Here is a 12,437-nt window from a genome sequence, read left to right as displayed (position 1 = left end):
GATTAATTGATATTTCTTGGTTTATGCGCTCGTTAAATGAATTTATCGCGCGTAAAGCCAATGTCGAAGATAATTGCACAGGCCGCTTTTGGGAAGGGCGTTTTAAGTCACAAGCTTTGCTTGATGAGCAAGCCTTGTTAACGTGCATGGCTTATGTTGATTTAAACCCCGTTAGAGCAGAAATGGCAGAGAGTGTTGAAACATCTGAATTTACGTCTATTTTTGAACGTATTCATGGCACATGCAGTCACGATGAAAAAAGTAACTCAACTCTAGAAGATAAACCCTTATTTGGCTTTGTTGCTGGCGAGTGTAACGCACAGCCTCAAGGGATACCTTACGCTTTAATCGATTATTTAGAGCTAGTTGATTGGACTGGCCGTGTGATTCGGGAAGATAAACAAGGCGCTATTTCAAACCAGATACCCAGTTTACTTAGCAAGTTAGGTTTAGAGAGCGATACGTGGTTAGAATTAGCCTGCCATTTTGGCAAAGATTACCACGGTGCAGTTGGGTCACTGGAAGAGTTAGCGCAGTTTGCCGGTCATACTGGCAGGTGTTGGGTATCAGGCCAAAACAAATTACGATGTATGCTCCATTAAGCTCCTTTTCATTTTTAGGTAATCGAACATTAGCAGTTAGCTAAAGAGTGCCGTTGTTTTCAAAATATATTTTAGTTAAATTTAATCGCAATTCTCACCATTTAAGCTGGAAATCGTTTTAAGGCTAATATATTTGTGGTGATGCTTCGTAAAGATGAACAATAGGTGTGTTCTGCATGGCAAGTACACCCTTTGTCTAAAGATATTAAAGATATGGCTGTCCTCAATAAAATACTCAATAAAATAAAGGTGAAACAGTTTTTAGAAAGGGCTGATAATGGCTAATTATTACAAAACTGATAAAGATAAGATTAAAACCATTTCAGTAAGATTGTGGTGAAATTTCAACTTTAACACTGCAATCCCATATCCTTATTCCTTTTTATAATGTAAAACGGATTGGACACTATTTGCTCAGCGAAATTATTTTAGGATTTTTTTAGACAGGCTTAAACGCAAAAATCAACCAGAAGAGGTTGATTTTGAGATTCTTATTACTAAGAATAATTGGAGCGGGCAGTGGGAATCGAACCCACATTATCAGCTTGGAAGGCTTACACCATACCTAATGAAGTTATTGATGATATATATACTTCCTTATATATCAATAAGTAAAGGAACTTTATACGATTGACATTAAAACCATTTTACCCCATATTAGAACGACACTTAATATAATGGTCACGACAAAAGGTATACTTTGGGTACTCTTTTTGTTTGAGAGAGGTTGCTTTTGGCTAAGTTTTTGTCTGTCCGTAAAAAGAAAAACTTATCAATAGAACTCCATCCCCGCGCATCTGATGCGTATCATTTTTTTCATTCCCAACCATTCATTTTTGACAAAGCCAATCTAGGAATAGATGCATTAGAAGCTATCCAGCATGGTCAAATTTTTTCAGTAATACATCCATCAACAGAAAAATGCTTCCTCTTCTCTGGGTTTGAAATACTAGGCTTTTCCATCAGCCAGTTTGATATTAAACAACACATTATAATTGTCCATGAAAATCTGACGGATACGGAAATTGAGTTTACAGCATGGGCAGGAGTGATCAGGACTATATTATCTTCAATACAAGAAAGTCAGCTGGAATCATTTCGAAAATCATTCAACGAATCTGCACCCGATTTCATCATTGAAAAACTCTTTTCTTCTAAAAAAGTAACTCAAAAGCATTTAGCAGAATGCACTTCATTAAGTATCTCAGGTCTGAAAAAACAGAAAAAAGCAGACGTCCCAGAGCTACCAGAGTTCGTGCAAAATAATGTCCAGTCAGACATATTCGAGAAATTGATTAATGAAAAAAACAGAAACTAAAGCTACAGCTACAGCTAGCAGAGAAGAAAACAAAAATAAATTTTTCCAAAGCCTTTTTTGTTTGTCTAAACCTGAAAACAGCGCAATCGCAAATGAAGTAATCCGTTTATGCTCAATGATACTGCCTCAATATATACTTCACTTTAGTGAAATAGGTTCTTTGATTGAAGAAGCTAGGAGACATAGAAGGAAGGAGTCAACTGAGTTGTCAGTTGTTTATGAGAACATAAAAGCTAATCATCTATTGCTCATTGATTACATAACCGCATTTATCTCCGTACCAGTGAAACATGCACACTATTGCCAGAAACAGTATGACCAATATAAAGCACTAACACTATTGGTTATGGTGCAGTTAAGTTGCCAAGGTAACCATGAGCATGATGCATTATGTAACGAACTACGTCAGTGCGCACTCGGAAAGAGAAAAGATTTAACAAGCTATTTGCCAAATGTACTAATAACTGATTTTTCGTCATTAATTGATGATCTTAAAAAATTACAACATGTAGAAGTACTAAGTACCTCCTCAATACCAAGCCAATTAAGTAAAATAAAAACCTCATATCGAAATTTTTATTATCACAAAGAGAGAATTAAACGTGATGTGAGTCCAAGAGAGTTTAAAAAAGAAGGGAGACTGCAATCATCAAAAAAACAGTACTTGGATGATGATAAAGACACCTCTGTAACCGAAATAAAGGAATTAAAATTTGGAGAAAACCACAATGGTGATTCTCCTTGGGTTGAAGAAGAGGAACTGTCAACAACATCGAGAACGCTAACTGTAATTTCCTCTCCGGTGCATATAAAGAAAGACTACGCTGTACAAGCGATACAAGCTAGAGCAATTAATGAATGTATCCGCAAAAAAAGTATGAAGCTAACCTGCGACATATACAGAGTAACGCCTTACGAATTACACACCCTTGTTTCAGCTTGCATAACCTCTCTGAGGCATGATGATCAACATAAACACTCGACTCGGGCTCTGCTACTAATGTTATTAACAGGCAATTCCTTTGAAGAAACAACCCATTGGAAAGCTTTTAGAAAAAACACTGGCAGCATTATTGGAATAAAACGAAATTTTAGGCTTCCAAGCCACAATTTAAATAAGCGAGTGCAGCCATTATTGAAAAAAGTTACTGAAGATTACCCATTACTTTTACCTCTTAATTTAGTCAGCAGCCTAAAAAACTTTGAATTTAGAGGCGTGAAAGAAAATGACCTGAAACAATTTTTATCCTCTCTAAATAAAAATTGTGGCGTTAAACTATCTTTAAGTAAAGTATCATCTTATTTACCACAGATTTTAAAAACGAACGGCATAGATTGCACAATAATTGACTTAATCACTGGTTATGATGTTAGAAATCAACCTGCTCGTTTTTATACTCATATTCCCTATAAAATACTGCATTCTATTTTTGATAGGTACCTTACTCATATAGGTAATGCAGGTGATACAAATTACTTAGATGATAGGGAAAACATTGATGCGACACTTACGGAGAAAAACTTAGGCTCTCCACTCTTTGTTGATGACTCGACCTTACAGTCTCTTTTTTCACAAATGTATTTTGAACTCCAAAACATACCTACAAACCACACGGCTTATTTCTCAGAAAAGTCGCATAACAGAAGACTGCTTTATCTACAGTTAATGTTGAGTATTGTTAGCGGCTACCGCCCTGTTAACGGATGGTTTGGCAGCCTCGATGATATTCATTTTGCATCAGGAGAATACCGCATAGCAGAAAAAGAGCGAGCTCTCGGATACACTGGTAGAACCGTGCTGCTACCTAAAATTGTCCTTATTCATATCCAGCAATATATCAACTATTGTGAGCAAGCCGTTATCTATTTTTCTCACTCAGATGCTGATCTAACACTTAGATACAAGCAATCTATTCAAGGAGATATGCCTTTTTCCTTTTATCGACACCAAGAGACAATACAAGAAACTAAGCCATCCACTTATATGCAGCACATAAAGCAAATTTTTCCTTTTCCAGAAAACTGGGCTCGCCATTATCTACGCTCTTTTTTATTTAGCCAGGATATTTCAGATGAATTGATTGGCGCTTGGATGGGACACATCCATTCAAACCAATTACCATTTGCCCAATTCAGCCAATTAAGCAGAAAAGAGCTACAAAGTATTCGCAATTTACTAGAAGTACATATCACAAATCTGTTATCAGGAGAGCTTAAATGAATGTTCATAAAGTAGGAGAAGAGGCTAGGCACCAAAAGCATATAAAACATATTGAAGCTGTAAAAATTAAATCTACCGAACTCTTAGAAATAAGCTTTCCGAATCCCGCTATTCCACCTTCAGAGTCCATTTTCCTCTCAGGCTGGGATAAATTTAGCCAAAGTCTGATGGACACTTTTGGACAGCAAAAAGACTATCGTTTAGCTTTTAATCATGCCGTCAACCTGATAAAAAAATATCAGCAAGAGCATAACTGGGAGTATTCGCCACCATCCCACCTCATCACAAATAAACCCTCCGCTCAACTTAGAACCGCACGTTGGTTAAAGGGGGCTTGGGCACTCCATGACAGTTATCAACAATGGGAAGACGCTTATATTAGAGATGAATGCCGAGATGTTAACTTTCGCTACCAATCACTTCTACTTTCTTTGCTGATGGATTCAGGACATTGCCATATTGATATAATAAAGTCTTTCAACCTGCTATTACAATCTACAAAAACATTGCTATTACAAGGGTTTTCTGGTCATACTTTTGTATCATTAGAGCTAAGTAGCGACCATCTTAATAGTAATGACCACCAAGATGGGAATCCAATAACCACTTACCAGTGTTACCTTTCATTAAAAACGCAGGGGCAACTTAAGCTATGGCAGAAACTAGATAAATCAGACTGGCAATACCCTTCGAATGCTAAAGAACTTTTTGCCGTCATGGTAAATAATTTCCCATCACACAAGAATATTCCAATTGCTATTCAAGCTTTTTGCTCCTGCGCCGCATTTTGGTACGAAAGACACTGTAACCCCAATATTAGCGAAGCCTTACTGGAGTATCGAGTTGGCCGCACTCATTCATACTCACTACCGACATCGAATCTAAAACGACTGATAACCGCGGCAGTACACCCAGTTCAGTCTACATCATTTTATTATTTTTCTACAAATGTTACGGTTTCTCATAAATATAAAAACACATTTAAACTCAGCGGACTGTCGCTAAAAGAAAACCAATATATCAGTAAGTTAAAAAAAGCCTGCTCTCCCAATGAAAACGGTAAAAAAGTATCCTCTGAAACCGTCAATATAAGGTTACAAACATTACTCTCCCTATACAATCTTGAACCATGGCAGCAAGTATTTATTCAATGGTTAATACATAAAACCCACGGCTGCTCTGCTAAAACAGTTAATCAATACATGCTTAATCAGATTAAATACTGGTGCCTAATGAACACCAAATACTCTCTTTTACAGCTTTCTACCGTAGATCTGGAGGAAATTTACCAAGAACAAATCAATCATCACTCTACAACCAAATCGCAAAAATATTATGCAGGAAGATTAAAAGAGTTACATGCTTTTGCTTTACCTTTCTTAGAGCTACCGGCTTTAAGTGACAATTTTTTCTATATAGATGGAGGCAAAAGTCATACTCGGGCGGGAATTGTTGACGAATACCTTTTTAAGGCGTTATTGAAACACATCGAACAATTGAGCGATCTTAATAATATAGATCGATTGGCAATACAAACAATCTGCATTATCGGATACCGTTGTGCTCTTCGTATGGCTGAACTTTATAAATTAAAGATCAACAACTTAGAAGACTCCGCAACAGGCTGGATTGAAATTAGACCAAATAACTTTGGAGATAATAAAACGGCTAGCGGCCTTCGCAAGCTGCCTTTATTTCCTCTCCTTTTAGAAGATGAACATAAAATAGTGTCAGAATATCTTGGTTACAAAAAAAGCCTAAATTTAACAAAAGCCTCCCCATTACTAACAATGGGGGAAGATATCCACTGCCCTTTTAACATGTTTACTCTCTCCAATTATGTAGGAAAAGTACTAAGGGCCCTTTCCGGTGAAAAGCATCTAGTATTTTATCATCTAAGGCATAGCTGTATCAGTCGCCTTCAATTAATTTTAGAGCATAACGATCCAAAATCACTACTCCCCAATTTTTCCCCATACTCACAAGAGCAAACTAATATAATAAAACGTTTATTGTTTAAGGCAGGCCTTAGTTACGGTTATTGGGAAATAGCAGCATTTGCTGGTCATGAAAGCCCTAATACTACTTTCGAACACTATTTTCATTTAAGTGATCTACTTGCAGATCCAGCCTATCTAGAGCAAAAAACATCAATTTCATTAAAAGAAGCCCAATCACAAGGGCTTTGTTCAAGAAGACAATTTCAAGCACTATTCAAAGAAAAGAAAAAAGTAACACAGGAAGACTGTGCAACACTTTTAAAAAAATCTCTCGGCATAAAAGATATCGCAAAAGAAGTTAAACAAGTGGTCATAGATGGTATCTCTTTAGCTTCTCAGTCAGGAGAAACAATTAATTTAAATATCTGCTATCTGGTGCTAGAAGCTATTTCTGGTGGTAAGCGTATAGACACATTAGCTTATCGCTTCCGTTTAAAGCAAAGTACTATCGACAAGTGGCTGACTAATGCCAACTACTTAAAGTCTCTATCTATTAATTCAAGTGATAAACGTAATAATGAAAGCCCGTTAAATCAAAACAAAGACGACATAAACAATTTTTCCCGTCATTTTTCAAAACAACGAAAGAATGCCCTTATTCCCGGTAAACTCAAGACAAAAGACGAGATAAAATATGCGGACCGATTCATAAAATCTCTACGGGACAACTATAAAGAAAATGCTGCCGATATTAATGAAATGATGATCTATTGCTTATCACACACCTCTGTCAATAAATCCGGAATAACCTTTAACTCCCCACTCCAACTGGCAACTTTTATTGAAACGTTTCAGTTTGCCATACCAAAATCCCATTGGCGTGCAGTTAAACTGTACATAAATACCAGCACTATTAAACCGGAGTGGCAAAATATCTTGAAAGGCATGACAACCACAGAAGAAAAACAGGGAACACAAAGTGGCCGAAGTGGTAAAGGTTCAATTAGGCTAGAGCTAATCAGTCCGAGCGAAAAACAATACATAAACAGCGGTAAGATAGAAAAATATTCTTCACATCTACTTATTTACCTGATGTATATGTCGTTTGTGATCTTAAGAAAAACGGGTGTATAAGCTCCGATGCATTTAATACTCCTACATAGAGTAATTTCAGTGAGCTATTTTCATTAGGAAAGCATCTTTTGTTTTGCGGATATTAAAAGGCTACCAAGCGGAATACTCAAGCCAAAGTTAACCATTTAAATTTTCTCTTCATTATAATTACCTCTAACTAAAAATTAGAGGCGACAACTATCCTGACACAGGGGGTTTCTTATCCATAACTGAAGTTACTTCGCAAATATTGATAATAAACATCTTGATGAATTTGTGAATTTTATTTACGCTCTGGAAAAAACTAAAACTAATTCATGACGAACTATAGTTTTAATTTGAGTTTTCTCTTACACACTATTGCCTTTTCTTTGTGACAACCTCTTTCGAATAAATGGCAAAAGTAAAGATATTATTATTAATATAAAGAATACCCAGCAAATACCTGTAGAAAGAAAAGTGCCAAAGTCACCCCTAGCCATTAATAATGCTCTTCTAAAATTACTTTCAGCCATAGGGCCAAGAATCAACCCTAATATTGCAGGTGATGCTGACATCTCAATTTTTTGAAAGAAATAACCAACTATTCCAAAGAACAACATAATGATCACATCAAATATGTTGTTCGCCAAAGCGTATGAACCAACAAAACATAAAAGAAATATTGTAGGTACAAGTATTGATTTTGGAACAGACAATACTTTTGTAAATAATCTAACACTATTTAAACCCAGTACAAGCATGCAAACATTTGCAATCAGTAAGCCTATAAAAATCGCATACACAATTGGCGCATCATTTTGAAATAATAAAGGTCCCGGTTGTAAACCTTGTACAGTTAATGCCCCTATCATTATAGCTGCAACAGCATCACCAGGAACACCGAGTGTTAACATTGGTATAAGCGCTCCTCCTGTTACACCGTTATTAGCAGCTTCTGGAGCTGAGATTGCTTCAGGTATCCCAGTTCCAAATTTTTCTGGATGTTTGGATACACTTTTTGCTTGACCATAAGCTATAAAAGAAGCTATATCAGCACCAACGCCTGGAATACAACCTATAAATGCTCCTAAAGATCCAAAAGGTATACTATTTTTAAATATTAACCCCCAATCTGAACGTTTAGGAAAAACATGTGTGATTTTTCCAGTAGATGCAGTCTTCTTCATAATATCTTCGACGCCAACAAAAGCTTGGCTCATTGCAAATAGGCCAATCATTACTGGAATAAAATTTATGCCACTAAAAAGATTCATATTGTCAAAAGTAAAACGCATTGTGCCGGTAATATCATCGATTCCTATTGTCGCAATAAGGATTCCCAAAGTACCGCTCAGTAAACCAATCACCATTGACTTACCAGATATAGTTGAAATAATACAAAGGCCAAATAGTGCTAACATAAAGAATTCAGGGGCACTAAATCTAAGCGCAAATTTAGCTAATACAGGGGAAATTAAAATGAGGTAAATACAGCTTATAACTCCACCTATAAATGAACTCGTTGTAGCTATCCCTAAAGCCCGGCCGGCTTCTCCTTTGCATGCCATTTTATAACCATCTAAGGCTGTAGCTGCCGAAGCAGGGGTTCCTGGAGTATTAAGCAGAATCGCTGATACAGAACCACCATATACAGCACCGACATATACCCCAATTAATAATAAAATACTCGGTGTTGCGTCCATTCCAAAAGTTAATGGTAAAACTAAAGCAACCCCCATCGTAGTTGTCAGACCAGGGAGGCAGCCGATACACATACCACCTGTCACTCCTAGTACGATATATAAAAGTACAGATGGTTGTAAAACCAAGTTTAATGCTTCAGCTAACATCACTACTCCTAAAAAAGTATACCAAATCTAAATGGCACTTTTAAAACATATTGAAAAACACAATAGACAACTGCTGTGATGACAAAAGCAGAGATGACTCTAAAATACCATTTATAACTACCAAACCATGTTATGAAACCATATAGCATCACAAATGTGGATACTACAAATCCAATGAAATTCATCCCTGCTAAATAAATAACCAATGAAATCATGGCGATATAAACTCTAACTTGATCATTTCCCACTATGTCTAATGGTGTTTCCCCATTCTCATTAAAAGCTTTAATACCAACCGTGATTGCAGAAAAAAGCATGATAATAGATATTAAGATAGGCCAAGTCCCAGGCCCTGGAACTCCATTCTTTGAAGGGGGTAACTGAAGTGAAAATGTAATAATGAATAATGATAAAGCGATAAAAACAGCTGCTAATATCAGTTTTGCTTTTCTCATATAATTCTCTCTTAAATCCTTTATCAAGACCTATAGCACATTAAAAAATCAGTGTGCTATAGGTCTATTTATTACTTACTAAGACCTAAACTTGAAATTAATTTTTTATAAAAATCATCTTCTCTTTTTAGTTTTTTAGCAAAACCTTCAGAATCAATAATTTCAATATCATTATTAGTATTTTTCATAAATTTAATAAAAGTATCTGTTTTAACTGCTTTTAAAATAGCGTTTGTTAAATAATCTACTGTCGTTTGCGGGGTGCCTACAGGTACTGTGTAACCTCTCCATGTACCAATCACCACGTCGTAACCAAGTTCTGTTGCAGTTGGAACATCGGGACTATCAGCTAGTCTATTTGGCGCTAATACAGCTAATGTTCTTAGCGCTCCTGCTTCCACTTGTGATGCAACTTCTGCATAAGAAACAGAGACTGCATCTAAGTGATGACCAAGAAGTGATGTAATAGCAGCTGAAGACCCCTTAAATGGTACATGAGTAAACTCAACACCAGCTGCTTGTTCCATTCCAGCTCCTGCTAAATGCCAGATAGAGCCAATACCAGAATTACCAAAAAGTAAATTATTAGATTTAGCATCTTTTAATAGATCAGCTAATGTCAGATATGGAGAATCAGAAGGTACAGTAATTGCTGCGTAACCCGAGTTAACAATAGCTAAAGGTATAAATTTTTTATAATCAATATCACCACCATTTCCAGTATGAGGAAGCATGACTAACTCGGGTGCAACCATTGTTAAAATATCTCCATTTGCTTTTGAGTGCATACCATATGACATGCCAACAGAGCCAGCTCCACCCGTTCTGTTTTCTACCGCTATTCCATCAGGAAAATCAGATTTTATAGCTTCAGCTAATGCTCTACTGACACTATCTGAACCTCCTCCCGCTGAATATGGAACAATAATTTTCACAGGTCCATCCGGATAAGTACCCGCGCTAACGGCCGTAGACAAGCCAACTGTAACCATTGATGATAACAATAATATCGCAAATGATTTTTTCAATGTCGAAAATGATTTTTTCATGTTCATTCCTTTATATTAATATCTTTTACATTTGTTAAAAATCATAAAAACATTTTATGATTAAGCGTAAGTGACTGTATTTATTTGGTTTTATTTTTTTTGTACCAATACTGACCTATTCACGTTAAATACTCCAACTTATAGATTCGAGGCAAACGATTTCATCTCCTGTTGCCTCTGGTTTCTCTCACTCCACAGCGATGTTTACATTTCAGCTAACAATAGAGCGACCATATCAGTTGCGAAAATTGAAGCAGTCGTTACACCTAAAGGTATAACTAACACTGACTTTATTATTACAACTAATTAACATCTGCTTAACTGAACGATGAATATACAATCATTTCGAACGAAAAACGCATTTTCCCAGAATATGGAACCAAAGTCCCTACATTTAGAACGTCCGTCACGTTTTTATGAGATATTATATTTTCTCAGGTTTAAAATACCTTTAGGAAACCTTCGATATATGCTGGTTGTTCTTTAGTTTGAGGTTTATAAATTGCACACTGGCTATTGGAATTGAATATGCATTGTCAATTTATCGAGCTAGATTGATTAAATCCAGTCAAAGACTTTTTAGGCTTATTTTGTTAGGCGAGTAGCACTGCTGGCGATTAATATAAGGTGCTTAAAAGTTAGATTAATGATTCAGAGCGATAGAAGCGATCAATATACTTGTAGGAGATTTAGTCGATTTTAGCAGTCATTCCCATGAGCAGAGTTGGCGCTTATTGAAATAAAATTAATATATAACTACTTCCATCGAAGCTTTCTAATAACGAAGATGCTTATAATGGCTTGCACTATAAGTTGCGAGCTCTCAAAAGTTAAAAATATTAGACCTTGTATGGGTGTACGAGCTAGTGACAGGATAAAAAATCTGATTGGCAACGGGTATAAACCGATGGGCTTCGATAAAGGGCGGATCTAGTTGAGCACTGATTCTCTGGGTTAGCGCATTGCCGAATCTCATATTAAATCTTCAATATCTTCTGCATAGCGTTTTAATACGCTGACGAGTTTATTCATACGATCTATGGGCATATATTCTTTAACGCTAGTAATTGATATTGAGGCTATAATTTTTTCATTATGGCTTCGAATCGGTACTGCAACACAATAGACAAGGTCGTCATTATCTTCTAAATCAAAACAGTATCCTTTTGCCACATAGGATTTCATTCGCTGTATAATCTCATCTGGATTTTTTTTAATTTGTGATTTAATTAAGCGATGAATTTCTCTTATAGGCATGTCAAGCATCAGCGCTTTACCTACTCCAGTCGAAGCCAATGGTAATCTATCTCCTATTTTTGATCTAAGTTGAATAGAACGATTACCAGGTACTTTATCTAAATAAAAAACTTCATCTTCATCTTTAATCCCAAGGTGCACTGTCTCATTTGTTTCTTCTGATAAAAGACGTAAAAAAGGGTGAGCAATTTCTTTTATTGGCATATCATTTTGTGCAATATTACCCAGTTGTATTATGCGAGTACCAAGGACTAGCCCTATTCCTGGCATATCCCGAATATATCGTGCATCAATTAAGCCTTGCAATATTCGATGTACTGTCGATTTAGGAAACGCTACGGATGCACATACATCCTTTAGATTTCGGTTGCCTGCAGCTATTGCATTAATAACTTCAATGGCCTTGAATAGCGCTAAATTAGTCGTCATAAGTTCCGCCTATGATAATGTGATAAATAAACTAATAAGAAATATAAGAGTGGAAATTTAAATAATAAACCATTAACCAGATTTCTCATACTTGCTAAACATTGACAATAATAGGGCATAACTTATTGAAGGTAAAGGCTATAGATACTAATTCATTGGTCAACCAACTTAACCTGATAACTGACGATTTATTAGTGATGACACCAACTTAAAGAGAGGTT

Annotated in this window: 8 protein-coding genes; 4 read left to right on the top strand and 4 right to left on the bottom strand. The window is 36.1% G+C overall.

All coding sequences use genetic code 11. From position 1 onward, the window contains the following. From ACJAZP_RS05150 to ACJAZP_RS05135, 4 genes are all read left to right on the top strand, one after another. Window positions 1–602 (top strand): transposase (locus ACJAZP_RS05150; protein WP_415229664.1); only part of this gene is annotated, 602 nt, incomplete at its 5' end. Window positions 603–1,335: 733 nt separating this feature from the next. Continuing rightward, window positions 1,336–1,920, top strand: a complete 585-nt coding sequence (locus tag ACJAZP_RS05145; protein ID WP_415229663.1) for a hypothetical protein — start codon at window positions 1,336–1,338, stop codon at window positions 1,918–1,920. Further along, complete coding sequence (locus ACJAZP_RS05140) at window positions 1,901–4,141, top strand: hypothetical protein (RefSeq protein ID WP_415229662.1); 2,241 nt, start codon at window positions 1,901–1,903, stop codon at window positions 4,139–4,141. Before ACJAZP_RS05145 ends, ACJAZP_RS05140 begins: the two co-directional genes overlap by 20 nt. Beyond that, window positions 4,138–7,215, top strand: a complete 3,078-nt coding sequence (locus tag ACJAZP_RS05135) for a hypothetical protein (RefSeq protein ID WP_415229661.1) — start codon at window positions 4,138–4,140, stop codon at window positions 7,213–7,215. Before ACJAZP_RS05140 ends, ACJAZP_RS05135 begins: the two co-directional genes overlap by 4 nt. Window positions 7,216–7,544: 329 nt before the next feature. Here the strand turns inward: ACJAZP_RS05135 and ACJAZP_RS05130 are convergent, their stop codons facing one another. The 4 genes from ACJAZP_RS05130 to ACJAZP_RS05115 form a co-directional block, all read right to left on the bottom strand. Beyond that, window positions 7,545–9,026, bottom strand: a complete 1,482-nt coding sequence (locus ACJAZP_RS05130; RefSeq protein ID WP_415229660.1) for a tripartite tricarboxylate transporter permease — start codon at window positions 9,024–9,026, stop codon at window positions 7,545–7,547. An 8-nt stretch (window positions 9,027–9,034) separates the two neighbouring features. Next, a complete protein-coding gene (locus tag ACJAZP_RS05125; protein ID WP_415229659.1) occupies window positions 9,035–9,481 on the bottom strand; it encodes a tripartite tricarboxylate transporter TctB family protein in 447 nt (148 codons plus the stop codon). 71 nt (window positions 9,482–9,552) lie between these two features. Beyond that, entirely contained in the window at window positions 9,553–10,530 is a 978-nt protein-coding gene (locus ACJAZP_RS05120) for a Bug family tripartite tricarboxylate transporter substrate binding protein (protein WP_415229658.1), read from the bottom strand. Between the two features lie 972 nt (window positions 10,531–11,502). Further along, on the bottom strand, window positions 11,503–12,216 hold the full coding sequence (locus ACJAZP_RS05115) for an IclR family transcriptional regulator (RefSeq protein WP_415229657.1): 714 nt from the start codon (window positions 12,214–12,216) through the stop codon (window positions 11,503–11,505). Window positions 12,217–12,437 lie beyond the last annotated feature (221 nt).

Origin of the sequence: Psychromonas sp. (assembly GCF_047632955.1) — a bacterium.
Taxonomy (GTDB): domain Bacteria; phylum Pseudomonadota; class Gammaproteobacteria; order Enterobacterales; family Psychromonadaceae; genus Psychromonas.
This window is presented reverse-complemented; position numbering and strand designations above follow the sequence as displayed.

Bases quoted from the DNA above. Each gene is read 5' to 3' on its own strand.
- ACJAZP_RS05120 (WP_415229658.1), bottom strand. From the start codon at position 10,530: ATGAAAAAATCATTTTCGACATTGAAAAAATCATTTGCGATATTATTG.
- ACJAZP_RS05135 (WP_415229661.1), top strand. From the start codon at position 4,138: ATGAATGTTCATAAAGTAGGAGAAGAGGCTAGGCACCAAAAGCATATA.
- ACJAZP_RS05115 (WP_415229657.1), bottom strand. From the start codon at position 12,216: ATGACGACTAATTTAGCGCTATTCAAGGCCATTGAAGTTATTAATGCA.
- ACJAZP_RS05130 (WP_415229660.1), bottom strand. From the start codon at position 9,026: ATGTTAGCTGAAGCATTAAACTTGGTTTTACAACCATCTGTACTTTTA.
- ACJAZP_RS05125 (WP_415229659.1), bottom strand. From the start codon at position 9,481: ATGAGAAAAGCAAAACTGATATTAGCAGCTGTTTTTATCGCTTTATCA.
- ACJAZP_RS05140 (WP_415229662.1), top strand. From the start codon at position 1,901: ATGAAAAAAACAGAAACTAAAGCTACAGCTACAGCTAGCAGAGAAGAA.